Below are 25,730 nucleotides of genomic sequence, written 5' to 3'. Positions count from 1 at the left end.
TCTGGCCGCTTCGCATGCCGTCGTGGAGACGGCCGCCGGGGACGGATCCCGGCGCGCGGCGCAGGCATTTCAGCCTTCGGTCGGCGGCACGTAGCCCGACGCCTGATCGGCGCCTTCGCCGAAGAAGAACTTCTCCGTCTGCTTCATCAGATACTGGCGCGCGCGCGGATCGGCCATGTTCAGCCGGTTCTCGTTGATGAGCATGGTCTGCTGCTTGAGCCAGGCCTGCCATGCCTCTTTCGAGACGTTTTCGTAGATGCGTTTGCCGAGCTCGCCCGGCAGCGGCGGAAAATCGAGTCCCTCGGCTTCCTTGCCGAGCTTGGCGCATTGGATCATACGGGCCATGCTGTGCTTCTCCTGTAGTCGTAGGTGTGGGCGGCGCGTTTCGCTTCGCTTGGCGGCCACTCCCCGGATGGGGACGCGGCTTTCATAGCTGTTTCATCAGCACGAGCGACTTGCGCTGCCAGTTGTAGAGCCGGCGGCGGTCTTCGGGCAGGTCGTCGACGGTGACCTTCACGAAGCCGCGCTTCAGGAACCAGTGCTCGGTGCGCGTGGTGAGCACGAAAATGCGTGTGAGGCCACGCGCACGCGCGCGCTGCTCGATGCGGCGCAGCAGCCGCTCGCCGTCGCCGGAGCCTTGCGCCTCGGGCGAGACCGTGAGGCACGCCATTTCGCCGATGCGCTCTTGCGGATACGCGTAGAGCGCGGCGCAGCCGAACAGCACGCCATCGTGCTCGATCACCGAGAAGTGGTCGATGTCGCGCTCGATCTGGTGACGCCCGCGGCGCACGAGCGTGCCGTCGCTTTCGAGCGGCTCGATCAGCGTGAGAATGCCGCCGACGTCGTCCGGCGTGGCTTCGCGCAGGCTCTCCAGGTTCTCGTACGAGATCATGGTGCCCACGCCGTCGTGCAGGAACAGTTCGAGCAGCAGGCTGCCGTCGAGCGCGTAGGGCACGATGTGCGCACGGCCCACGCCGCCACGGCAGGCGCGGATCGAGTGCTTCAGATAGAAGCCGGCGTCGCCGAGCACGGTCCCGCTCTCCTGCAGCTTGTAGGCGTCGTCGAGCGACATTTCGCGGATCAGCTCGGCTTCCTCGTTGATGAGGCCCGGCGTTTCCGTGAGGAAAATGATCTTGTCGGCGCGCAGCGCGATGGCCGCCGCCGAGGCGACGTCTTCCATCGACAGGTTGAACGCCTCGCCGGTGGGCGAGAAGCCGAGCGGCGAGAGCAGCACGAGCTTGCGGCTCGCGAGCGAATGGCGGATCGAATCGGCGTCGATCTTGCGCACGACGCCCGTGTGCTGGAAGTCGACGCCGTCGAGAATGCCGACCGGCCGCGCCGTCACGAAATTGCCCGAGACCACGCTGATGTGCGCGTGCGCCATCGGCGTGTTCGGCAGCCCCTGGCTGATCGCGGCTTCGATGTCGAGTCGCACTTCGCCGGCGGCTTCTTTCGCCGACTCCAGCGCGCGGGCATTGGTGATGCGCATGCCGTGCGAGAACTCGGACTCGACGCCGTGCAGGCTCATCTGCTCTTCGACCTGCGGGCGCGAGCCGTGCACGAGCACGATCTGGATGCCCATGGCCTGCAAGAGCGCGATGTCGGCGACGAGCGCGTTGAGCAGATTCTGGTGCACGACTTCGCCGCCGAAGCCGACGACAAAGGTCTTGCCCTGGAATGCGTGAATGTAGGGCGCGACCGATCGCATCCAGTCGACGAACTGCGCGTGCTGCGCGGCTTGCTGGGCAGCTTGCTCTGAAGCGGATTCCGCGGCGGCGGAGGCCGGCGCGCTCGCGGAGGCGGGGACGAGGTCGGTTTGGGAATTCATGCCCGGGATTATAATGCGCCCCCATGTCGAATGTACCCAAAAGACCTGCCTCGGCGCAGGGCAGCAACACCCCTGCAGGCAAAGACGCGGCGCACGGCGACGCGCAGGAAAAGCGCGCTTCGCAGAAGTATGGCGGCGGACAGAAGCTGGCGTCTGCCGATCGGCTTGCCGCGCTCGTGAGCGGCGGGGCGAGTCATCCGCAGAAACAGCACAAGGGCGCGCAGGCGGCTGGCGAGAAAATTAGTCAGAACGTCGAGCCGAAGCGCGCGCAGACGCAGGAGCCAGGCGCAGCGAAGGCGGCGGCGCCCACGCAAGCACAAACGTCGCCGCGCACCGAGGCGCATGCACCACGGCGTAGCGAAAACAGGCCGGCAGCGCAGCCGTCCGCCCGCGCTGAATCGCGGGGCGCGGGACGAACCGGCGAGGCGCGTCGTGATCCGCAGACGGAGCGGGCCGCCACACAGCCGGGCGCGTCGCATAGCGATTCGCGAACCGAGCCGAGTGCGGCGCGTCGGAACGAGAAAGCACCGGCAGCACAGCCCGGTGCATCGCGTAACGATGAACGCACGGCGCGGCGCGGCGAACCGCGCAACGCGCAAGCGCAGACGCAGGCTGCGCGCGAGCAGCCGCCGCGCGCGCAGCAGCCGAAGCAGCCCGATCAGGCGCGCGAGCCGAAGCCGCCGCAGTCCAGCAAGCGCAGAACCGAAAACGCATCGAGCCCCGCCAACGAAGGCGAACGTGCGCCACGCGCCGAGCGCCAGCCAGGCGAGCCGCGCGCCCCACGTGCGCCACGCGCCCCGGTCGAGCCGAATCCCATTCCGCCGATCACGTTTCCCGAAGCGCTGCCGGTCTCGGGCCGCCGCGCGGAGATCGCGCGCGCCATCGCCGAAAACCAGGTCGTGATCGTGAGCGGCGAGACCGGCTCGGGCAAGACCACGCAGTTGCCGAAGATCGCGCTCTCGCTCGGCCGCGGCCGCGGCGCGGGCGGCACCGGCCTAATCGGCCATACGCAGCCGCGCCGGATCGCGGCGTCGGCCACGGGCCGCCGCATTGCCGAAGAGCTCGGCACGCCGTTCGGCGAGGTGGTCGGCTACAAGGTGCGCTTCACGGACAATCTCGCGCCGGGCGCGTCGGTCAAGCTCATGACCGACGGCATCCTGCTCGCCGAGACGCAGACCGATCCGCTGCTCAAGGCCTACGACACGATCATCATCGACGAGGCGCACGAGCGCAGCCTGAACATCGACTTCCTGCTCGGCTATCTGAAGGAGATCCTGCCGCGCCGTCCCGATTTGAAGCTGATCGTCACCTCGGCGACCATCGACGCCGATCGCTTCGCGCGCCATTTCGGCAGCGAGGACAAGCCCGCGCCGGTGATCGAGGTGAGCGGGCGGCTGTATCCGGTCGAGGTGCGCTATCGGCCGGTGCAGGAGGACAGCCCCGCGGTGAAGGCCGCGCAGGGGACGACGGGGCGCGAGCGCGGCGATAAAGGCGCCAAGTCGCAGAGGGATGCCGACCGCGATTTGATGGACGCCATCGTCGACGCCGTCGACGAACTGTGCCGCGAAGGCTCCGGCGACGTGCTCGTGTTCCTGCCCGGCGAGCGCGAGATCCGCGACGCCGCCGAGGCGTTGCGCAAGCATCATCCGCCGCACACCGAGATCTTGCCGCTGTTCGCGCGGCTTTCCGCGCAGGAGCAGGAGCGCGTGTTCAAGCCGTCGAACGCGCGCCGCATCGTGCTGGCCACCAACGTGGCGGAAACCTCGCTCACGGTGCCGGGCATCCGCTACGTGGTCGACACGGGCCTCGCGCGCGTGAAGCGTTACTCGTACCGCAACAAGGTCGAGCAGTTGCAGATCGAGTCGATCTCGCAGGCCGCCGCGAACCAGCGAGCGGGCCGTTGCGGCCGTGTGGCGGACGGCATTTGCATCCGCCTCTATGAGGAGCCGGATTTCCTTTCGCGGCCAAAATTTTCCGATCCGGAAATTTTGCGTTCGTCGCTTGCGGCGGTGATCCTGCGCATGAAATCGCTGCATCTCACGGCGATCGAGACGTTTCCGTTCATCGAGCCGCCGCCGGGCCGCGCGATCGCCGATGGCTATCAGCTGCTCAATGAACTCGGCGCCGTCGACGACGACAACGCGCTCACGCTGTTGGGCCGCGAGCTCGCGCGCCTGCCGCTCGATCCGCGCGTGGGCCGCATGATTCTCGGTGCGCGCGACGAGCAGGCCATGCGCGAAGTGCTCATCATCGCGAGCGCGCTTTCGGTGCAGGACCCGCGCGACCGGCCCGTCGAGGCGCAGGAACAGGCCGACCAGGCGCATCGCCGCTTTGCCGACGAGCGCTCCGAATTCCTCCAGTGGCTCAAGATCTGGGCCTGGTTCGAGGACGCCGTCGCGCACAAGAAGTCGAACAAGCAGCTCGTGGATTCGTGCCGCGCGAATTTCCTCTCGCATCTGCGGCTGCGCGAATGGCGCGACGTCCACTCGCAACTGCTCACGGTGGTGCGCGAGCACGGCTGGCGCATCAACGAAGCGGACGCGACCTACGAGCAGATCCATCACGCGCTGCTCACGGGATTGCTCGGCAATATCGGCCTGAAAGCCGACGATGAGCCGCACTATCTCGGCGCGCGCGGCATCAAGTTCCACTTGTGGCCGGGCTCGGCGCTCGTGAAGAAAGCGGGGCGCTGGGTCGTGGCGGCCGAGCTCGTCGAGACGAGCCGGCTGTACGCGCGCTGCATCGCGAAGATCGAGCCCGAGTGGCTCGAGAAGGTGGGCGCGCATCTGTTGCGCAAGTCGCTTTCCGAGCCGCACTGGGAAAAACGCGCGGCGCAGGTGAGCGCGTTCGAGCGCGGCGTGCTGTATGGCCTGCCGGTCTATCAGCGCAGACGCGTGGCGTTCGGCAAGCAGGACCCGGCGCGTGCCCGCGAGCTCTTCATTCGCGGCGCGCTCGTGGAGGGCGAGTTCGACACGAAGCTCGCGTTCTTCGCGCACAACCGCAAGCTGCTCGCCGATATCGAGCAGCTCGAGCACAAGTCGCGCCGCCAGGACGTGCTCGTCGACGACGAGCTGATCTTCGCGTTCTACGATCAGGCGATTCCCGAGGGCATCTATTCCGGCGCGTCGTTCGAGCGCTGGTATCGCGACGAGGTGAAAAAGAGCGCTCAGCCCGAAGACAAGCTGCGCCTGCTCTATCTCTCGCGCGACGACCTCATGCGCCACGAGGCCGCTGGCGTGACGACCGAGCTGTTCCCGAAGCGCATGACGATGTCGGGCGTGGCGATGGCGCTCACCTATCACTTCGAGCCGGGCTCGCCGCGCGATGGCGTGACGCTTGCGGTGCCGCTTTACGCGCTCAACCAGGTCGACGCGCGTCGCTGCGAATGGCTCGTGCCGGGCATGATCAAGGAGAAGGCGCATCAGTTGCTGAAGTCGCTGCCGCAGAAGCTGCGCCGCCATTGCGTGCCGTTGCCCGACTACGCGGCGGGCTTTGCCGAGCGTATAGGCGGTGAGCGCTTCGGCGCGGGCGGGCTGGTCGAGGCGCTCATCGCGGACGTGCGCGAGCAAAAGCAGATCGCCTTGAAGTCGTCCGACTTCAAGCTCGAATTGCTGCCGGCGCACCTTTTCATGAACTTCAAGGTGATCGACGAGCACGGTCGCCAGCTCGCGATGGGCCGCAATCTCGCGCAACTGCGCAGCGAGCTTGGCGCGCAGGCGCAGCAGCAGTTCCAGAAGCTTGCGAGTGCGACCGCGCTCGCGGCGCTGGAGGCGCGTGGGGCAGGGGCGCCGCGCACCGCGGCGCAAGACGCACAGCAGAGCGGCGCCGACGCGCAGGCGGGTGCGGCGAAGAGCGGGTCGACGCAGAGCCACGCGCCGCACACGAGCGCGTCCAGCGACGCCGCGCCGGCCACCGCACTCTACGAGAACCTCACGACCTGGAACTTCGGCAAGCTGCCCGAGCTGCTGGAGATCCGCCGGGGCGGCCAGACGCTGTTCGGCTATCCGGCGCTGGTCGACCGCGGCGCGCATTGCGACGTCGAAGTGTTCGATTCGCCCGAAGAGGCCGCGCGCATCCATCGCGCCGGCTTGCGGCGGCTGTTTGCGCTGCAATTGCGCGAGCCGATCCGCTATATGGAGAAAAACCTGCCGGGCCTGCGCGAGATGGCAATGCAGTTCATGGCGCGGGCCACCCAGGAAGAATTGCGCGACCAGTTGATCGAGCTCGCGCTCGACCGCGCCTGCCTGCAGGATCCGCTGCCCGACGATGAAGCCAGCTTCCACGCGCGCAAGGACGAAGGCCGCGGCCGTCTCTCGCTGCTCGCGCAGGAGATCGCGCGGCTCGTCGGCCAGATCCTTGCCGAATACGCGTCGGTGACGAAAAAGCTCGTGCAGGCGAAGGCCTTCGGCGCGCCGGCGGCGGACATGCAGGCGCAGGTCGATGCGCTCATCGGCAAGCGTTTCATCCTGGAGACGCCGTACGCGCAGCTCGTGCATTTCCCGCGCTATCTCAAGGGCGTGGCGCTGCGCATCGACAAGCTGCGCGCCGATCCGGCCCGCGACGCGCGTCAGGCGGCCGAGCTCCTGCCGCTCGCGCAGCAGTATCAGCGCGCGCTCGCGCAACGCGGTGGCGTGTTCGATCCGCGCCTGTCCGAGTTCCGCTGGCTGCTCGAGGAGCTGCGCATCTCGCTGTTCGCGCAAGAGCTGCGCACGCCCATGCCGGTGTCGGTCAAGCGGCTCCACAAGGTCTGGGAGTCGATGCTGCGCTGACGTCTTGCGACGGCTCGCGGCTCGTCGCGGCCCGTCGCGGGCCGTCCGGCACGCCGGGGCCCCGGACGGTCGCAAAAGTTCGAAAAGGCGCGCCGGAGAGCACAAAACAGGGCAAAACGAGGACCGGGCGCGGCACCCGGTCGCATTTCATCAGCCCTACGTCAACCTTGCGGGAAGGTAGACGTTCTACAATCACGAATCTGTCCGGAAACGACTCCCCATGCGTAATCAAACATTCCGCCGCGCCGCGGGCCGCCTCGTTGTGAAGGCCGCCAGCGCAGCGCTGGCCTGTGCCGCGCTCGCGGGTATTCCCGCCACCGCCGCGCACGCGAACAACATCATCGTGCTGAACTCGGGCGAAGCCACGCTGAGCCTCATCGACGACAAGACCCACGAAGTGGTCGGCACCGTGCCCACGGGCAAGGAACCACACCACCTGTTCCCGACGCCGGACAACAGCTCGCTCATCGTCGCGAATTCGGTGTCGAACAACCTGCTGTTCGTCGACCCGAAGACGGGCAAGCCGCAGCGCTGGATCGAGAATATCGAAGACCCGTATCAGCTCGGCTTCTCGCCCGACAACAAGTGGTTCGTGACCACGGGCCTGCGTCTTGACCGTCTCGACATCTATCACTATGGCGGCGCCGGCAATTTCACCATTGCAAAGCGCCTGCCGCTTTCGGCCATGCCGAGCCACCTCGCGTTCACGAAGGACAGCAACACCGTGTTCGTCTCGCTGCAGGTGTCGGGCGAGGTCGCGGCGGTGGACCTGCCCACCCAGCGCGTGCTCTGGAAGATGAAAGTGGGCGCGGCGCCCGCGGGCCTGTGGCTCACTCCCGGCGACAAGTACCTGCTCGTCGGCATGACGGGCGCCGACTACGTCGCGGTGGTGGACTGGCGCAACCAGAAGGTCATCAAGACGATCCAGGTGGGCAAGGCGGCGCACAACTTCCGCTCGCTGGTGGACGGCCGCCACGTGCTGGTGTCGAGCCGCGTCTCGAACGTCATCAGCATCATCGACGAAGAGTCGCTCGAGAAAGTGGGCGAGATCAACGGCCTGTTGCCTGGGCCCGACGACATGGAGCTCACCGCCGACAAGCGCTACCTGTGGGTCACGTTCCGCTTCGCCAAGCGCATCGGCCTGATCGACATGCAAACGAAGAAGCTCGTGAAGACGATTCCCGTGGGCCGCTCGCCGCATGGCATCTACTTCTACGACCGCGCGCCGGTCATGTCGCCCAACGGCGCCTGAGTTACTGACCGCGGCGCGAGCCTCGTCGATGGATTGCCGTCACCCATGCTTGCCTTTCTGAGTTCCTGCGCACATTGGGCCGCGTCCGGCGCCGACGACCTCGTGTCGTGGCTCCAGACGCTCGTCTATGTGAACATCCTGCAGCCGCTGCTTTTTTACGCCGGCTTCATGGATGTCGATGAGGACACGTTCGATGCGCTCTACTGGGTGATCGTCGGCGTGCTGGAGATCGCGGCCATGTACGCGATCCTGCGTCCGCTCGAAGCGCTCATGCCGGTGGAAAAATGGCGCGGCCGCAAGGGCGTGGGCGTGGACGCCCTCTATACCTGGATCACGCGGCTCGGCATCTTCAATCTGCTGTTCTTTTTCGCGCTGCAGCCGGCTTTCGACCGCGCCCAGGGCTGGCTGCGGCTGCATGGCGTAATGAGTGTCGACATCGACAATCTCTGGCCCGGCGTCACGACCGTGCCGCTCGTCACGTTCGCGATCTATCTGGTCGTGCTCGACTTCTTCGGCTACTGGTATCACCGGCTCTCGCACCGCTTCGGCCTGTGGTGGGAGCTGCATGCGGTCCATCATAGCCAGCGCAAGATGTCGTTCTGGTGCGATAACCGCAATCACCTGCTCGACGTGCTGGGACAGTCCTGCATGTTCGCCGCCATCGCGCTCGTGATTGGCGTGCCGCCCGCGCAGTTCGTCGTGCTCGTCGCCATCACGAACTTCGTCCAGAACGTGCAGCACGCCAATATTCGCGTGCACTTCGGCTGGCTCGGCGAGCGCCTCGTCGTGAGCCCGCGCTTTCATCGTCGCCATCACGCGATCGGCTATGGCCACGAGGGCACGACCTATGGCTGCAATTTCGGCGTGCTGTTTCCCTGGTGGGACATGATGTTCGGCAGCGCGTCGTTCAATCGTGAGATCGAGCCTACCGGCATTCGCGACCAGCTCGAAGGCGCTCGTTATGGCGAAGGCTTCTGGGCGCAGCAAGGGCTCGCGTTCCGGCGCATCGCGCACCGCCTCTCGGCGCAGCGGCGCTCAAAAGGCGAAACCCGCGACGACGCCAGCGCCGCCTGATCCGAAGTTCCTGCCCGTTCTTCCGCTTTCCCGCCGAGACGTGCGCATCGTGCGCGTCTCGTGCTTCTAGTCATTGGCCGGCCCACCGCGCCGTGGTTTATGCTGTCGATTTGACGCACCGAACCCGTGGGCCTCGCGATGCTTCCTCGTCTTACCGCACATTTCCCCCTCGCATGAACGATCTGCTGCGCTCATTCGGACGCGCGCTTGCCGGCGCACTCCATCCCTCGATGCTGTTCCTCACCTTCGCGCCGTTCCTCGTGGCGGCGGGGGTGTGGGGCGGTTTGCTCTATGTGTTCTGGCAACCGCTCATCGATGCGCTGCGTCCCGCGCTCGAGCATTGGTGGGCCACCGCGTACCTCTATCATCTGTTCGACCTGCTCGGCTACGGCACGCTGCGCAACATGATCGGGCCGTTCGTGGTGATCGTCCTGTCGGTTCCGCTCATCGTCATTACCGTGTTGCTGCTGATCGTCGCGATCTCGATGCCGCGTGTGATCCGCCATCTCACGGCCCGGCAATACGCCATGCTGGAGGCCCGGCACGGCGGCAGCTGGTACGGCAGCCTGTTTCATTCGCTCTGGACCACGGTGATTTGCATCGTGCTGCTGTGCGTCTCGCTGCCGTTCTGGTTTTTCCCGCCGTTCTTCGCGCTCGTGCCGCCGCTGCTGTGGGGCTGGCTGACTTATCGCGTGATGACCTACGACGCACTCGCGCTGCACGCCACTACCGAGGAGCGGCGCGAGCTCGTGCGGCGGCACCGGTTGCCACTGCTCGCGATCGGCGTGGCGAGCGGCCTGCTCAGCTCGCTGCCCACGGTGGTCTGGATTGCCTCCGCCTGGCTGCTGCTGTTTTTCCCGTTCGTCGCCGTGGCGACCATCTGGATCTATGCGTTCATTCTGGTGTTCACGGCGCTCTGGTTCGGCCACTACTGCCTGCGCGCGCTCCAGCGCCTGCGCGCGGAAGAGGCGCGCCCGACAGGGCATGACGTGACGATCGTGCACTGAAGTTCACTACACCCCATTCTTGCGATTACGACGAGGCAACTCATGGCATTTGGCGTCATCATCATCGGCGACGAGATTCTCTCGGGACGCCGCACCGACAAGCATCTGCCGAAGGTAATCGAGCTGCTCGGCGCGCGCGGCCTCGCGCTCGACTGGGCCGAATACGTCGGCGACGACCCGGCGCGCATCACGGCGACGCTCGAGCGCTCGTTTGCTTCGGGCGACATCGTGTTTTCCACGGGCGGTATCGGCGCAACGCCGGACGACCACACGCGCCAGTGCGCCGCGGCCGCGCTTGGCGTGCCGCTTGCGCTGCACCCGGACGCGAGGACGTTGATTAGCGAGCGCATCCGCGACATGCACACGGGCGCCGATCCGGTCGACTTCAATTCGCCCGAGAACCAGCACCGCTTCCAGATGGGCACCTTCCCGCAGGGCTGCGAGATCATCCCGAACGGCTATAACAAGATCCCGGGCTTCTCGATTCGCGATCACCATTTCGTGCCGGGCTTTCCGGTGATGGCCTGGCCGATGATCGAATGGGTGCTCGATACGAAGTACGCGCATCTGCATCATCAGACGCCGCATGCGGAGAGGTCGCTGTTGGTGTTCGAACTGCCGGAGTCGACGCTCACGCCGCTCATGGAGCGCATCGAGCGCGATTTCCCGGGCGTGCGCGTGTTCAGCCTGCCGAGTGTGGGCGACGCGGAGCGCGGCGGCATTTATGCGCGCCGGCATATCGATCTGGGCGTGAAAGGGGAGCCGGAGGCAGTGGCGGCAGCGTTCGTGAAGCTGCGCGAAGGCGTGCATCTGCTGGGTGGCGACATCGTGGAGCCGCCCGAGCCGGCTAAAAGCGGCAACGCCGCGCCGGCCCGATAAGGCTGGCCAGGCCCGGCGCGGGTTGACCCGGAATGGGCGCCGCCCCGGGCGTGCCGCGTGTGCCGGGCGTGCGGCGCCATCATCGCCGTGTCACATGCGGCACCCAAAGTGGTCCGTCGGACTCGCGCTGGCGGACCGCGGCCGCAATCGATTCAGCCGATCGAGGCCAGGCGGGCGGCTTTCTCGTCAGGCGCCCAGCCAGGGCAGGCCGCGGAAGCACCAGCCCGTGACCGTCTTGCGATGCCCTTCGCTGTTCTTGTCGCCTTCGAAGCCTTCGAGCAGATCGTACGCCTGCTTGTAGCCGGCCTTGGCGGCCTCGATGGCCGCGAGCTTCGAGCGCGCGGCGCTGCGGCAGAGGAACAGCACGGGCGCTTCGGGATCGGCGACGCTCTTGAGCTGGGCGATGAATTCGGCGTTGGGCACGCCGCCCGGGTAGCGCGTCCACTCGACATGGGCATACTGGCCGTCGCCGACCACGGGGCGGCCGACCCAATCGAGCTCGGCGCGCGTGCGCACGTCGACGAGCTTCACGCGCGCATCGAGTTGCAGAAGCTCGAACGCCTCGGCGGGCGAGACCGCGCCCGCATAGGGCAACTGATTCTCGGCGCGGCGCTTTTCGGCTTGGGCGTACAACTGTTCGAGCGTACTCATGACAGCAGATCTCCTGTTTCTCGTGTTGAACCAAAAGATCATTCTAGCGCGCTGCATGGGTGCGGGAAGGGGGCGTCCATGCCGCATAAAAGAGCCTCGGCGGGGCGGTGGTGCGCTAACCTAGACCCTTCGCACACGCCAGGCGGGTGCGTGCGAGGTGCGTGTAACGCGTCGCCCAGCGGGTTTTGCATCGAATTGGTGCGGCGATGGTTTTATGCACCATAATGGAGTCGGTTTCGCGCGCCAAATCCGGGAGTGCACGGAAATGGTGCGGCGAGGCGGCTCGTTTGTGGAGCCGGCACGTTTGCGGCGCGCGTCGTTTTACTTCAGGCACGCGCCCAGATTGGGTTTGCGCTAGCGTGGCGCAAAGCTGGCACGGAAGCTGCTTTAGATGTTCCGATCGATTCGCAGCCGGCCTGCTCGAGGCGTGCAAGAGCGGTCAGCATGGATCAACAGAATTGGCACGGCGGCAACGTTCGCCGAAATCGTTAATCAGGAGAATAGGTTATGAGTAAATCCGTGGCCGACGTCATGCAGCTCGTCAGGGACGAAGACGTCAAGTTTGTCGACTTCCGCTTCACCGATACGCGCGGCAAGGAACAGCACGTTTCGGTGCCGCTGTCGGCATTCGACGAAGACAAGTTCGAGTCGGGCCATGCGTTTGACGGTTCGTCGATCGCCGGCTGGAAGGGCATCGAAGCCTCGGACATGCTGCTCGTTCCGGACGCGAACACTGCGTTCATCGACCCGTTCTACGAAGAGTCCACGCTCGTTCTGACCTGCGACGTGGTCGAGCCGGCCGACGGCAAGGGCTACGAGCGCGACCCGCGTTCGCTCGCCAAGCGCGCCGAAGCGTATCTGAAGAGCACGGGTCTCGGCGACACGGCCTACTTCGGTCCGGAACCCGAGTTCTTCATTTTCGACTCGGTCCAGTGGAACACGGACATGTCGGGCACGTTCGTCAAGATCGGCTCGGATGAAGCACCGTGGTCGTCGTCGCGCGAAATGGAAGGCGGCAACCCGGGTCACCGTCCGGGCGTGAAGGGCGGCTACTTCCCGGTCGCGCCGGTCGACCAGTTCCAGGACATCCGCTCGGAAATGTGCCTGCTGCTCGAGCAGATCGGCATTCCGGTCGAAGTGCACCACCACGAAGTGGCGGGCCAGGGCCAGAACGAAATCGGCACCAAGTTCTCGACGCTGGTTCAGCGCGCGGACTGGACGCAGCAACTGAAGTACATCGTCCACAACGTCGCGCACACGTACGGCAAGACGGCGACGTTCATGCCGAAGCCGATCGTTGGCGACAACGGTTCGGGCATGCACGTTCACCAGTCGATCTGGAAGGACGGCCAGAACCTGTTCGCGGGTAACGGCTACGCAGGCCTGTCCGAGTTCGCGCTGTTCTACATCGGCGGCATCATCAAGCACGCTCGCGCGCTCAACGCCATCACGAACCCGGGCACGAACTCGTACAAGCGTCTGGTCCCGCACTTCGAAGCGCCGGTCAAGCTCGCTTACTCGGCACGCAACCGCTCGGCATCGATCCGTATTCCGCACGTCTCGAACCCGAAGGGCCGCCGTATCGAAACGCGCTTCCCGGATCCGCTGGCCAACCCGTACCTGTGCTTCTCGGCACTGATGATGGCGGGTCTGGACGGCGTGCAGAACAAGATCCACCCGGGCGAAGCTGCCGACAAGAACCTGTACGACCTGCCGCCGGAAGAGGATGCAAAGATCCCGACCGTTTGCGCGGGCCTCGACCAGGCACTGGAAGCGCTCGACAAGGATCGCGAGTTCCTGACGCGCGGTGGCGTGTTCACGGATTCGATGATCGACGCCTACCTCGACCTGAAGGAAGGCGAGCTCCAGCGCGTGCGCATGACCACGCACCCGGTCGAGTTCGAACTGTACTACTCGCTGTAATCGACGATGGTGCTACGCTGGCCGCAAGCGAGCGTAGCGCCTTCTCCGACGTCGGCGAAACGCTCGTAAAGGGACGGCAGCGCCGTCCCTTTTTCGTTGGTCCGAAGTTGGCGTGATCGCCGCATCGCTGTCTTTTACCAACATGGATTGAACAAGCCAGCCCGCAACATGGTGCTCAAGAATCTGATCAAGGCAAGGAAGGGTCACGCGGAGGCGCTCTCGGACGAGGCGACGCTCGTGGAGTCGGGTCTGTTGCCCGGCTTCGAAGCGCTGCCCACCGTCGTGCTCGTGCTCGACAAGCGCACCTTGCGCGTGGCGTTCGCGAACCCTTCGGCCGAAGCGATGCTCGATCTTTCGCGGCGCCAGCTCGCGCAGATGGCGTGGTCCGATCTTTTTTCCAACGCGGACGAACTGCTCGAAACGATCGCGTCGATCGCGGCGCACCGCTTTCATGCGACGCGCCTCGACGCCACGCTCGAGCGCCCGGGCCGCGAGCCGTTGCACGTGCACGCGATCGTCGGTTTCCTCGAGAGCGCGCCCGACTACGTGCTGCTCGAGTTGTTCGAGAACGAGCGGCACATCAGGAGCGATCGCGAGGAGCGCATTCACGACCTCGCGACGGTCAACAAGCATCTGATCCGCAATCTCGCTCACGAGATCAAGAATCCGCTCGGCGGGATCCGCGGCGCGGCGCAGCTGCTCGAATTCGAGCTCGGCACGCTCGAGCGCGGCGAGCTGCGCGAGTACACGCAGGTGATCATCAAGGAGTCCGACCGGCTGCAGACGCTCGTCGACCGGCTGCTCGAGCCGCACCGGCATCCGCATATCGTCGGCGACGTGAACATTCACGAAGTGTGCGAGCGCGTGCGCGCCGTGATTCTTGCCGAGTTTCCGCGCGGCCTCACGATCGAGCGCGACTACGACGTGAGCGTGCCCGACCTGCGCGGCGACAAGGAGCAGCTGATCCAGGCACTGCTGAACATCGTGCGCAACGCGGCGCAGGCGCTGCGCGAACGCATTTCGCAAGGCGATGCGCGCATCGAGCTGCGCACGCGCATCGCACGCAAGATCACGATTTCAAAACGTCTGTGCAAGCTGGCACTGGACTTGCATATCATCGACAACGGACCCGGCATTCCCGAGGACATCCGCGACCGCATCTTCTATCCGCTCGTCTCCGGACGCGAGGATGGCAGCGGTCTCGGGCTCACGCTCGCGCAAACGTTCGTCCAGCAGCACGACGGACTGATCGAAGTGGAAAGCCGGCCGGGCCACACGGAATTTCAGATCCTGCTGCCGCTCGACTGCTGATCTACCGCTACCACTAACGCACGCCACCAGGACTTCTGACCGACCTTATGAAGCCGATCTGGATAGTAGACGACGACCAATCGATACGCTGGGTGCTCGAAAAGGCCCTTGCGCGCGAGAATTTCGCGACCCGCAGCTTCTCGAACGTGCGCGACGCCGCGGGCGCGCTCGATCACGACAGCCCGCAGGTGCTCGTCTCCGACATTCGCATGCCGGGCGGCTCGGGCCTCGAATTGCTGCAGACGGTGCGCGAGCGCGTGCCGGGCTTGCCCGTCATCATCATGACCGCGTTCTCGGACCTCGATAGCGCGGTGGCCGCGTTCCAGGGCGGCGCGTTCGAATATCTCGCCAAGCCTTTCGACGTGGACAAGGCCGTCGAGCTGATCCGCCGCGCCGTGGACGAGAGCATGCGCGGCGAGCAGCAGTGGGACGAGCGGCCCGCCGAGGCGCCCGAGATGCTGGGCCAGGCCCCCGCGATGCAGGACATGTTTCGCGCCATTGGCCGCCTCTCGCATTCGGCGGCCACCGTGCTCATCACCGGCGAGTCGGGCACCGGAAAGGAGCTTGTCGCGCGCGCCTTGCACCGGCATAGCCCACGCGCGAACGGCCCGTTCATTGCGCTGAACACCGCGGCCATCCCGAAAGATCTTCTGGAATCCGAACTGTTCGGCCACGAGCGCGGCGCGTTCACGGGCGCCCAGGCGATGCGCCAGGGCCGCTTCGAACAGGCCGAGAACGGCACGCTGTTCCTCGACGAAATCGGCGACATGCCGTTCGACCTGCAGACGCGCCTCTTGCGCGTGCTCTCCGATGGGCAGTTTTATCGCGTGGGCGGCCACAATCCGCTGCGCGCGAACGTGCGGGTGATTGCGGCCACGCACCAGAACCTGGAAACGCGTGTGCGCCAGGGCCTGTTCCGCGAGGATTTGTATCACCGTCTGAACGTGATTCGCCTGCGCTTGCCGGCGCTGCGCGAGCGCAGCGAAGACATTCCGCTGCTCACGCGCCACTTTTTGCAAAAGAGCGCGCGCGAGCTGGGCGTCGAGCCCAAACGCGTGTCCGACGAGGCGCTGGCGTATATGTCGGCGCTGCCGTTCCCCGGCAACGTGCGCCAGCTCGAAAACCTCGCGAACTGGCTCACGGTGATGGCGCCTGCGCAGACCATCGAGATCAAGGATCTGCCGCCCGACCTGGTGCCCACGCATGCTGCGGCAAGCGAGGGCGCCCAGGCGGTGGCGTTGAGCGAAGCCGCGCTGGCCGGCGCGGGCTCGGTGGGCGCGCCGCTCGCGTCCGCGCCCGGCGCGGCGGCGCTGGGGAGTGTTGCGGTTGGCGCTGCCGCGAGCGTTGGCGCACCCGGTGCGCTGGCGGGCACTTTCCCGGTTGCCAACGGGGGAGCCGTGCTACCCGTGAGCGTGTGGGAAAGTGGCTTGCGTACCGAAGTCGCGCGCTTGCTGCGCGAGAACAGCGCTGGCGTCATGGACGAGCTCTCGCGCCGTTTCGAGGCCGCCGTGATTCGCGAAGCGCTCGACTTTACGCGCGGGCGCAAGGTCGAGGCCGCCGAGCGCCTCGGTATTGGCCGCAATACCATCACGCGCAAGATCCAGGAGCTCAACCTCGAATGAGTGCGCAATGAGCGCAACATGAATCGTGCTCGGCGGCCGGTTTGCGCCGCCGCGCACGGCCGCATTCAGGCGCAAGGAGCTGCGCCGCTCGCTGGGGCATAATCGACGCTGTTTTTCTCGTCGATGATCGAACATGCCCGTGACTTCCCCCTGGCCCGCCGAGGCCGATCCGTTCCTCTCCCTCGAATCGCTCGACGACTCCGCCGCCATGGCCTGGGTCGAAGAGCAGAATGCGCGCACGCGCAGCGCGTGGCAGGGCGGCGCGCGCTTCGAGGCGCTGGAGAAGCGCCTCGCACAGGCCTATCTGCCGCGCGAGCGGCCCGTGATCCCGAGCCGCTGGCAGGAGTGGGCCTACGACCTCTGGGAGGACGAGGACAATCCCAAGGGCCTCTGGCGCCGCACGAAGTGGGCGGACTGGCGCGCGCGCCAGCCGCAATGGGAGACGCTCATCGACTTCGACGCGCTCGGCGCGGCTGAACGCGTGCCCTGGGTTTGCGCGGGCATCGACATCCTCTATCCCGATGGCGATCGGGCGCTGATCCAGCTTTCAGACGGCGGCGCCGATGCCGTCATCGTGCGCGAATTCGACCTCGCCAGGCGCGTGTTCGTCGACGGCGGCTTCGCCATCGAGAAGGAAGGCAAGCACGTCATCTCGTGGATCGACCGCGATACCGCGTACGTCGGCTGGGATCACGGCAAGAAGACGCTCACGCGCTCGGGCTACCCGCGCGAGGTGCGCCGCTGGACGCGCGGCACGCGGCTCGCCGACGCGCCCGTGGTGTTTCGCGGCGAATTCGACGACATCAGCGTGGAGGGCGATTACGACCCCGTCGAGAAGCGCCATGACGTGGTGCGCAGCGTCGACTTCTTCGACTCCTTTACTTATCGTCTCGATGAGCGCAGCCAGTGGCAGCTCTACGACGTTCCCTCGCACGTGGCAGTGGGCGCATGGCACGGCTGGCTGTTGCTCGAGCCGCGACTCGACTGGACGCTTGGCGAACAAACCTGGGCGGGCGGCTCGCTGCTCGCGATCCGCGAAGACGCATTTCTCGCGGGCGAGCGCCACGTCACGCCGCTCTTCACGCCCACGCCGGTCACGTCGGCGTGCGACTGGACCAATACGCAAAACGTCTTGATCGTTTCGTGGCTCGACGACGTGCAAAGCCGCACGATGCTGTGGCAGCCGCAGCAGCAGGACGGCGCGTGGACATGGCAGTCGCGGCTTTTTCCGGCTCGCGCGAGCTCGCAGGTGGACGTGTCGCCCATCGAAGACACGCTCAACGACGAAGTCTTCGTCGACGTGGACGACTATCTGTTGCCGCCCGAATACTGGCTCGCCGATCTCGCGCAACAGGACTTGCAAAGCTGGGAGCTGCTCGACCGCTGGCCCACGCAGTTCGACTCCACGCCGCTTGCCGTGATCCGCTCCCATGCGCGCTCCGCGGACGGCACGATGGTGCCGTTTACCGTGGTCGGCCCGCGCGCCGCGCTCGAGGGCGATGCGCGCAAGCCGCTGCCGTGCCTGTTGACGGGCTATGGCGGTTTCGCGATCGCGCTCACGCCGCAGTATCTCGTCGGCTCCGGCATTGGCTGGCTGGAGCAGGGCGGTATTGTCGCCATCGCCCATATTCGCGGCGGCGGCGAGTATGGCACGGCCTGGCACGTGGATGCGCAGCGCGAGCATCGGCAACGCTCGTTCGACGACTTCATCGCGGTGTCGCAGCAACTGGTGGCCGAGGGCTATACGAGCGCGGCGCAACTGGGCATCAAGGGCGGCAGCAACGGCGGCCTGCTGGTTGGCGCGTGCATGGTGCAGCGGCCTGAGCTGTTCGGCGCGGTGGTGTGCGAAGTGCCGCTGCTCGACATGCAGCGCTATCCGCTCTTGCATGCGGGGGCGTCATGGATGGACGAATACGGCGATCCTGAGGATGCCGAAGAAGGGCGCGCGCTTGCCGAATACTCGCCGTATCAGCGCGTGAAGGCGGGCGTTGCGTATCCGCCCGTGCTCTTCACGACCTCGACAAGCGACGACCGCGTCCATCCCGCGCATGCGCGCAAGATGGTCGCGCGCATGCAGGAGCAGGGGCACGCGAACGTCTGGTATCTGGAGAACACCGAAGGCGGTCACGGGCCAGGCAGCGACTCGCTCGAGCGCGCGCAATACGATGCGCTCGTGTACCGCTTTTTGTGGACCACGCTCGCTGGAGCGTGGTGAGCGGCGCGGGCTGGGGCCGCGCGTCTGCGTCTGCCCTCGTGCGATTGACGCTCAGCCCGCGATCTTCAGATCGGCCACGACCGGCGTGTGGTCCGACGGCTGTTCCCACTTGCGCGGCACCTTGTCGATCTCGCACGACACGAGCGAGGGCGCGAGCGTGGGCGAAAGCAGGATGTGGTCGATGCGCAGGCCCGCATTGCGGCGGAACGCGAACATGCGATAGTCCCACCACGAGAACATTTTTTCGGGCTGCTCGAACTGGCGATAGGCGTCAACGAAGCCGAGCCCGATGAGGCGCTGGAACTGCGCGCGCTCTTCGGGCGAGACGAGGTTCTGGCCTTCCCAGGCTTTGGGGTCGTGCACGTCGCGGTCTTCCGGCGCGATGTTGTAGTCGCCGAGCAGCGCGAGCTTCGGATGCTGCTGCATCTCCTGGACGAGCCAGTCGTGCAGCGCGTTGAGCCAGTTCAGCTTGTAGGCGAACTTCTCGGAGCCGGGCGCCTGGCCATTGGGGAAGTACGCGCTGACGATGCGCACGCCTTCCACTGTGACGGCGACCACGCGCTGCTGCGGGTCCTCGAATCCGGGGATGTTGCGCACGACTGTGTCCTCATCGACGGCGAGCCCCTCGCGCACGAGGATGGCCACGCCGTTATAGGTCTTCTGGCCCGTGAACCAGCTGCGATAGCCTTGTGCTTCGAGTTCGGCGCGCGGGAACTTGTCGTCGGTGAGCTTGAGTTCCTGAAGACAGAGCACGTCGGCCTTGCTCTGCCCGAGCCAGTCGATGACGTGCTGCAGACGGACCTTCAGGGAGTTGACGTTCCAGGTGGCGATTTTCATTAAATTCTCACAGCCTTGCTGGGCAAGGGTTTGCGGCTGATTGAGCCGTCAAGTTTGGGGCTGGCTGGCAGTCAGGCCACCCTCTTTTGCCCCGGTAGAAACTGGGTGGCTGACAGGCACGCGCCATCTTATCGCGCGCGCCATCGATTGCGCGAGCGCGCGTAGTCAATGGCGCCATACTCTGGCCCCACGTAATTTTGTTACTGACACGTCAGGCTACATGGGGGAATATGCGTCAAAGCACTTCGCGTACACATGGAGGAGCGACGATGAGCGTGGTGAACGTCCAGTTTCTTTTCGACTTTGGCAGTCCTAATGCTTACCTGAGCCACAAGGTGATTCCGGCCATCGAAGCGCGCCAGGGCGTGCGTTTCGAATACGTGCCGATATTGCTCGGCGGACTCTTCAAGCTGACCGGCAACCGGTCGCCTGCCGAGACCACCGCGCATATCGAGAACAAGCGCAAGTACATGATGCTGGAGATGCAGCGCTTCGTCGAACAGCACGGACTCACGGCGTATCGCATGAATCCGCATTTTCCCGTGAACACGCTGCAGCTCATGCGCGGCGCCGTCGCCGCGCAACGCGAGGGTGTCGAGGGGATGTTCGAGCGTTACGTTGACCGCATGTTCGCGCACATGTGGGAGGACGGCTTGAAGCTCGACGACCCGCAGGTATTGCGCGCAACGCTCGAGGCGGACGGGCTTGACGCGGCACGCTTCGAAGCGGCGCTTGGCGATGCGAACGTCAAGGGCACGTTGCTCGCGAACACTCAGGCCGCGTACGAACGCGGCGCGTTCGGTGCGCCGACCTTTTTCGTCGGCGAGGAGATGTTCTTCGGCAAGGACCGCTTGCGCGACGTCGAAGAGGAGATTGCGCGCGTGAAAGCGTCCGCGTGATGGAGGCGCGCCCGACGCGTCACACGCAAAGCGCGTGAGCGTCGCGCGCAAGTGCGGAGAACGCCGGTGCAGGCCAGCGTTCCCCTGTGCTTGCCTTCGTCGAGGCTCAGGCTACGGCCGTCGCCTCGGTGCTCGCGCTCACCAGGGAGAGGCGTTCGCGCGCCGCTTCATACTCGCGCTTCAGGCGCTCGATCAACTCGGCTGCGGGCACGACGTCCTTGACCGCGCCGATGCCCTGGCCCGCACCCCAGATGTCCTTCCACGGCTTCACGCGCGTCGAGCCGAAGTTCATCGCCGACGGGTCGGATTGCGGCAGCGCTTCGGGATCCAGGCCGCTCGCCACGATGCTCGAACGCAGATAGTTGCCGTGCACGCCGGTGAAGAGATTCGAATAGACGATATCGCTCGCGCCGCTCTCGACGATCATCTGCTTGTAGGCATCGACCGCATTGGCCTCATGGGTGGCGATGAAGGCCGAGCCGACATACGCGAGGTCCGCGCCCGCGGCCTGCGCCGCGAGAATCGCGTTGCCGTTGCCGATCGCGCCCGAGAGCAGCAGCGGGCCGTCGAACCATTCGCGAATCTCGTGGATGAGCGCGAACGGCGAGAGCGTGCCCGCATGGCCGCCCGCGCCGGCCGCGACGGCGATCAGGCCGTCCGCGCCTTTTTCGATGGCCTTTTTCGCAAACGTGTTGTTGATCACGTCGTGCAGGACGATGCCGCCCCACGCGTGAATGGCCTGGTTCACGTCCTCGCGCGCACCCAGCGACGTGATCACGATAGGCACCTTGTACTCGGCGCACACGCCCAGATCGTGCTGCAGGCGGTCGTTCGACTTATGGACGATCTGGTTGACGGCGAACGGCGCGGCGGGCTGCTCGGGATGCTTCGCGTTGTATTCGGCGAGCTCGGTCGTGATGCGGTCGAGCCACTCGCCCAGCACGTGCTCGGGGCGCGCGTTCAATGCGGGGAAGGAGCCGACCACGCCCGCCTTGCACTGCGCGATCACGAGATTGGGGTTCGAAATGATGAAAAGCGGCGAGCCGACGACGGGAATCGAGAGGCCGCGTCGCAGGACGGCGGGCAGGGCCATGCGTATCTCCTTGTCGATGGGACCTGGCGTAGAGCGCTGGGTCTCATCGCATGCAAAGCTGATGAAAGTCGGCGGCCCGGCGTGGGCGCTGCCGTGTTGTTCGCGTTGCGCGCCCGTGCTTGCGGGCCAGCAGGGTCAAACATAGCAAACTGACGCGCACTATGCAACTGGTTGCATAGTGCGCGCATTCAGTGCCGGATCGATTGAAGTTCAGCAGGCGATAAACCGGGGCGCCATCGCAGGGGCCTGGTTTAGAATCGCCCCATGTCGACACCGCACGCCATCCTGATTGCCCTGCTGGAAAAGCCGTCCTCCGGCTATGACCTCGCCCGGCGCTTTGACCGGGCGATCGGCTATTTCTGGCAGGCCACGCACCAGCAGATCTACCGCGAACTTGGCCGCATGGTGGCGGCCGGATGGGTCGCCGTCGTCGAGGAGGGCGCGACAGACGCGGCAGCCACGCGCAAGAAGGTCTATCGTGTGCTGCCGATGGGGCGCGAGGAGGTCGAGCGCTGGGTGCGCGAAACGCAACTGGGCGTGGACGATCGCAACGTGTTCTTGCTGAAGCTGCGCGCCGATGCCGTCATCGGCCCGCTTGGACTGGGCGAAGAACTACCTCGGCTCATCGATGACGCGCGTGAGCGCCTCGAGACTTATCGCGCGATCGAGCAGCGTGATTTCGGCGCGCCGGCGCTCACGCGCGGCCAGCAGTTGCAATATGCGATTCTCAAGGCCGGGATACACACGCAGGAATCGTGGCTCGAATGGGCCGAAGAACTTCGGCCGCTTTTGAATGGCGGCGATGCGTAGGGCGCGAGAAGCGTTGCGGTGTGAATATATTCGGATTCCGAATTGATTCACGTCCACACGCGTTGCTGGCGCGGTTGCTGTTTGAACGTCACCGATGCAGACAAGCAGGCGAGTGAGGCGAACGATTGGAAAAAGTAGTTGACGTGATGAATGTATCGCCCTATAATTCTTTTCTCTGACGGACGCGGGGTGGAGCAGTCTGGCAGCTCGTCGGGCTCATAACCCGAAGGTCGTAGGTTCAAATCCTACCCCCGCAACCAGACATCGCGAGATGTTTGTAGAAACGTCGAATCAATGAACCCGCCTCGAGCGGGTTTTTTGTTGTCCGCTGCTCGCAGCAGTCCTTGCTGCCGGGCGATTTGACCTCCCTCACGTACTTCCATTCGCATCGGCGCGTCCACTTGGGCGTTGTGCAGCCGCGTGCATTCGAGCCACGCCGTCATCGGGTTGACAGCAGACAATTCACGGCGACTTCCGGCTTTCTCTGCCGTCGTGATGCCTTTAACCTTCTGCGCATATCGGCATACGCCAGATGCTTCTCCTGTAGCCGGCCTCGTCGTTTGCTGCCGATGCCGCGCCTCTCTGGTCACGTCCCCACCCGGTTCACAGCTCTGCGTCGCCCCGCAGCCCATGAAGAAAGCCATCGCTCCGCATAATCATCACTCTGCTCTCGAAAACGTCCTGGACAGCTTCGTCGAGGCCAATGAGCCCGATATCGCGTTGTTCAACAATCTGGTCAGTTGCATGCGTCCGCACCGCGCACGCAACAACGACGCTGCCCGCCACGCGATCCACACACTGTGCTTTCTACTCGAACATCGCGACGACTACCGGACTGCGCTGCGTGGCGCACTTTGGCGACTGCTCTCCGAACGCAGACAAGTGTCGCTCTATACGGATGTCGGCGTCTTCGCGAATAACGGCTTTTTCACCGAAGTCACGCATCGGTTCGTTCGCAGCACGCTGCTGCCCGCGCTATTCGATCTTGGGCAGTTGCGCGACGTGATCGCCAAGGTCTTCAAGCGGGCCAGCGATCATCTGTGGGTACGCGACGTCGGTGTCGATGCATGGACCGATCTCTTGCGCGCGCTGCGCTTTGACGAGGCTTCCGGTGAAGACGGTGTTCGCGAAGCGCCTGGCGCCGTGCAGCCGCTGCGCCAGTTGCTCGAAGCGCTGCGCGTGCTGTCGTACCGGATCGCGGCGATCGGCCTCGAACCCGAAGTGCTTCGGCACGATCCCATGCTCGAGTCGGGCCATTCACCGTTCATTGCGCAAAACCAGGAAATGCTGGCGTATATTGCGCGCATCGAGATGTCGCCAGATGTGGCGCAGGTGCCGGCAATCTCGTGCTGCGCAGATGCCGATACGTTTCCCCGCTGCGGGGGCGACGCCGATACGATCCCCCGCTGCGCGGTCGACGCCGACAAGGCGCATCTCGCGGTGCTACTCGACCAATGTCGCGAAGTCGGCGACCGGATCCGCAGGCGTGCGGCGCATGCCGGCACCAGCGTTTCGTTGACGCTCCATCTGTTGCGCCTGAAGCAGCATCTCACGCGCGCGGAACTGCTGATCGACGTGGTGCATACCCTGCGCGGGACGGGCGGTACCGAGGCGGCGCTGCCCATGATCGCGGAGCTGGCCTCCGAACTGATCCAGGCAGAATGCTGCCGCAACAATCTGCGCGATTACTTCCGCCAGAACGTCGAGCTGATCGCCCTGCGGGTAACGGAGAATGCCGGCCATACCGGCGAGCACTATATCGCGTCAAGCCGTAAGGACTACTTTGCGCTGCTGCGCTCCGCGCTGCTTGGCGGCGTCATCATCGGCTTCATGTCGGCATTCAAGTTTGTGATCGCGGGGCAGGGCTGGACGCCGCTCAACGAGTCGATCGGCTTCGGCCTGAACTACGGCCTTGGCTTCGTGCTGATCCATATCCTGCACGGCACCGTGGCGACCAAGCAGCCTGCGATGACCGCGCACGCGCTCGCCGCGGTGATCAAGGACAGTAGCCGCAAAGGGGGCCGCGACCTCGACCATCTCGTCACGCTGATCGTGCGCACCATGCGCAGCCAGACCGCGGCTATCGTCGGCAACGTCGTGCTTGCCGTGCCGGTGGCGATGCTGCTGGGACTCGCTTACCGGCAGCTGATGGGCCACCCTTTCCTCAGTCCCGCCAGGGCCACCGAATTGCTGGGCGAGGTGGCATTCAAGCCGTCCACGCTCATCTACGCGGCGATCGCGGGTGTCTGTCTCTTCCTCGCCGGACAGATCAACGGCTATTGCGACAACGTCTGTGCCTACGAGCGCATTCCCGAGCGCATCATGCATGTTCGCTGGGCGCGGCGCCTGTTCGGCGAGCGCTACCTGAGGCGCATCGCGAACTATGTGAGAGGCAATCTCGGCGCACTGATCGGCAACTTCGTATTCGGCTTCATGCTCAGCGGCGTATGGGCGCTCGGCGTGTTGTTCGGGGTGCCGCTCGACATCCGGCATGTTGCGTTCGCGTCGACCTACTCGGGCTTCGCGAGCGTTTCGCTCGATTTTGCGGTGCCGCAGACGCTGCTGCTCACAGCGATGGCTGGCACGTGGGCGATCGGTGCGGTCAACCTGCTCGTGAGCTTCAGCCTTGCGATGTGGGTCGCGCTGCGCGCGCGCAGAGTGACCTTTGCCGAAACGCGCCGGCTGGTCGGCGATGTGCTGCGGCGTCTGCTCCGTCACCCGAGAGAGTTCATTTTTCCGCCACGGTCTCAACTCGCCACGCGTCGCGATGTGCCCGGCGAGCCGGGCTGAAGCGGCACCTTCACGCCTCGTGGCCGCTCAGGGTCCAATCCACCGCGGCCTGAGCGTGCAGCGCGGTGGTGTCGAACACCGGCAAAGCCGAATCCGCGGGGCCGATCAGCAAGGTGATCTCGGTGCAACCGAGGATGACCGCCTGTGCTCCGCGCATCTTCATATCGTCGATCACGCGCTGATAAACGCGTCGCGAATCGTCTTCGACGACGCCATGGCAAAGTTCATCGTAGATGATGCGATGCACGCTTTCCCGATCGCGATCGTTCGGCACGATGGCCTCGATCGCGTGCCGCTCGCGCAGGCGCCCCACGTAGAAGTCCTGCTCCATCGTGTATCGCGTGCCGAGCAGGCCGGCACGGCTCACGCCTGCCGCCTTCAACGCCGCGCCGGTCGGATCGGCGATATGCAGGAACGGGATCGAAATCGCCGCCTCGATCGACGCGCACACGCGATGCATCGTGTTCGTCGCCAGCAGCACGAGATCGGCGCCGCCTCGCTCCAGTTGCGCGGCCGCCTGCGCCATCTGCACGCCGAGCGCGTCCCAGTCGCCCGCGCGTTGCAAGGCTTCCACTTCGGCGAAATCGACCGTCGTCATCAGGCTGCGCGCATTGTGATGGCCGCCGAGCCGCGCCTTCGCGTAGCGGTTCAGCAGCCGGTAATACTCCGCCGACGACTCCCAGCTCATCCCGCCAATCACACCGATCGTCTTCATCGCGCGTCCCGCCAAGGGTTGAAATGATCGGACGAGTATAGGCATGCCAGCGCCG

Annotated in this window: 18 protein-coding genes and 1 tRNA gene; 13 read left to right on the top strand and 6 right to left on the bottom strand. The window is 65.4% G+C overall.

Annotated features, from left to right (window positions below; translation table 11 throughout):
• Positions 1–69: 69 nt before the first annotated feature.
• Positions 70–345, bottom strand: a complete 276-nt coding sequence (locus tag EYW47_RS13410; RefSeq protein ID WP_027793465.1) for an oxidative damage protection protein — start codon at positions 343–345, stop codon at positions 70–72.
• Between the two features lie 82 nt (positions 346–427).
• On the bottom strand, positions 428–1,828 hold the full coding sequence (gene argA, locus EYW47_RS13405) for an amino-acid N-acetyltransferase (RefSeq protein WP_133195316.1): 1,401 nt from the start codon (positions 1,826–1,828) through the stop codon (positions 428–430).
• Positions 1,829–1,851: 23 nt separating this feature from the next.
• On the opposite strand from argA, the gene hrpA reads away from it, so the two are divergent.
• From hrpA to EYW47_RS13380, 5 genes are all read left to right on the top strand, one after another.
• Complete coding sequence (hrpA, locus tag EYW47_RS13400) at positions 1,852–6,597, top strand: ATP-dependent RNA helicase HrpA (protein ID WP_240763668.1); 4,746 nt, start codon at positions 1,852–1,854, stop codon at positions 6,595–6,597.
• 220 nt (positions 6,598–6,817) lie between these two features.
• Positions 6,818–7,849, top strand: coding sequence for a YVTN family beta-propeller repeat protein (locus tag EYW47_RS13395; protein WP_133195315.1), 1,032 nt, complete (start codon positions 6,818–6,820; stop codon positions 7,847–7,849).
• 45 nt (positions 7,850–7,894) lie between these two features.
• Entirely contained in the window at positions 7,895–8,923 is a 1,029-nt protein-coding gene (locus EYW47_RS13390) for a sterol desaturase family protein (RefSeq protein ID WP_133195314.1), read from the top strand.
• Between the two features lie 173 nt (positions 8,924–9,096).
• Positions 9,097–9,930: an EI24 domain-containing protein gene (locus EYW47_RS13385; protein ID WP_133195313.1), complete on the top strand. Its 834-nt coding sequence runs from the start codon at positions 9,097–9,099 to the stop codon at positions 9,928–9,930.
• A 42-nt stretch (positions 9,931–9,972) separates the two neighbouring features.
• Positions 9,973–10,809, top strand: a complete 837-nt coding sequence (locus EYW47_RS13380; RefSeq protein ID WP_133195312.1) for a competence/damage-inducible protein A — start codon at positions 9,973–9,975, stop codon at positions 10,807–10,809.
• 186 nt (positions 10,810–10,995) lie between these two features.
• On the opposite strand, the gene EYW47_RS13375 is transcribed toward EYW47_RS13380, so the two are convergent.
• Positions 10,996–11,460 carry a rhodanese-like domain-containing protein gene (locus tag EYW47_RS13375; protein WP_133195311.1) on the bottom strand — a complete coding sequence of 155 codons (465 nt, stop codon included), beginning with the start codon at positions 11,458–11,460 and terminating at the stop codon, positions 10,996–10,998.
• 507 nt (positions 11,461–11,967) lie between these two features.
• Between EYW47_RS13375 and glnA the strand changes: the two genes are divergently transcribed.
• The 4 genes from glnA to EYW47_RS13355 all read left to right on the top strand — a co-directional run bounded on the left by glnA (position 11,968) and on the right by EYW47_RS13355 (position 18,531).
• Positions 11,968–13,383, top strand: a complete 1,416-nt coding sequence (gene glnA / locus EYW47_RS13370; RefSeq protein ID WP_133195310.1) for a type I glutamate--ammonia ligase — start codon at positions 11,968–11,970, stop codon at positions 13,381–13,383.
• 168 nt (positions 13,384–13,551) lie between these two features.
• Entirely contained in the window at positions 13,552–14,694 is a 1,143-nt protein-coding gene (gene glnL / locus EYW47_RS13365) for a nitrogen regulation protein NR(II) (RefSeq protein ID WP_133195447.1), read from the top strand.
• A gap of 47 nt (positions 14,695–14,741) precedes the next feature.
• Positions 14,742–16,316: a nitrogen regulation protein NR(I) gene (gene ntrC, locus EYW47_RS13360; RefSeq protein ID WP_133195309.1), complete on the top strand. Its 1,575-nt coding sequence runs from the start codon at positions 14,742–14,744 to the stop codon at positions 16,314–16,316.
• A 133-nt stretch (positions 16,317–16,449) separates the two neighbouring features.
• Positions 16,450–18,531, top strand: a complete 2,082-nt coding sequence (locus tag EYW47_RS13355) for a prolyl oligopeptidase family serine peptidase (RefSeq protein ID WP_133195308.1) — start codon at positions 16,450–16,452, stop codon at positions 18,529–18,531.
• A gap of 51 nt (positions 18,532–18,582) precedes the next feature.
• On the opposite strand, the gene xth is transcribed toward EYW47_RS13355, so the two are convergent.
• The gene (xth, locus tag EYW47_RS13350) at positions 18,583–19,368 is read right to left on the bottom strand and encodes an exodeoxyribonuclease III (RefSeq protein ID WP_133195307.1); all 786 of its coding nucleotides are present in this window, start codon (positions 19,366–19,368) and stop codon (positions 18,583–18,585) included.
• A 269-nt stretch (positions 19,369–19,637) separates the two neighbouring features.
• Between xth and EYW47_RS13345 the strand changes: the two genes are divergently transcribed.
• A complete protein-coding gene (locus tag EYW47_RS13345; RefSeq protein ID WP_133195306.1) occupies positions 19,638–20,267 on the top strand; it encodes a 2-hydroxychromene-2-carboxylate isomerase in 630 nt (209 codons plus the stop codon).
• 106 nt (positions 20,268–20,373) lie between these two features.
• Here EYW47_RS13345 and EYW47_RS13340 read toward each other — a convergent pair whose 3' ends face one another.
• Positions 20,374–21,360, bottom strand: a complete 987-nt coding sequence (locus EYW47_RS13340; protein WP_133195305.1) for an NAD(P)H-dependent flavin oxidoreductase — start codon at positions 21,358–21,360, stop codon at positions 20,374–20,376.
• Between the two features lie 264 nt (positions 21,361–21,624).
• Here EYW47_RS13340 and EYW47_RS13335 point away from each other — a divergent pair, with 264 nt between their 5' ends.
• From EYW47_RS13335 to EYW47_RS13325, 3 genes are all read left to right on the top strand, one after another.
• Positions 21,625–22,170, top strand: coding sequence for a PadR family transcriptional regulator (locus EYW47_RS13335; RefSeq protein ID WP_133195304.1), 546 nt, complete (start codon positions 21,625–21,627; stop codon positions 22,168–22,170).
• 183 nt (positions 22,171–22,353) lie between these two features.
• A tRNA-Met gene (locus EYW47_RS13330) sits at positions 22,354–22,430 on the top strand.
• 370 nt (positions 22,431–22,800) lie between these two features.
• The gene (locus tag EYW47_RS13325) at positions 22,801–24,960 is read left to right on the top strand and encodes a site-specific recombinase (protein WP_165976548.1); all 2,160 of its coding nucleotides are present in this window, start codon (positions 22,801–22,803) and stop codon (positions 24,958–24,960) included.
• A 10-nt stretch (positions 24,961–24,970) separates the two neighbouring features.
• Here the strand turns inward: EYW47_RS13325 and EYW47_RS13320 are convergent, their stop codons facing one another.
• Positions 24,971–25,675, bottom strand: coding sequence for an aspartate/glutamate racemase family protein (locus EYW47_RS13320; protein WP_133195302.1), 705 nt, complete (start codon positions 25,673–25,675; stop codon positions 24,971–24,973).
• Positions 25,676–25,730: the final 55 nt, after the last annotated feature.

It is taken from the genome of Paraburkholderia silviterrae (assembly GCF_004353915.1).
Classification (GTDB): Bacteria; Pseudomonadota; Gammaproteobacteria; order Burkholderiales; family Burkholderiaceae; genus Paraburkholderia; species Paraburkholderia silviterrae.
The sequence above is the reverse complement of the archived record's forward strand: the minus strand, read 5'-3'. Positions and strand labels throughout refer to the sequence as shown.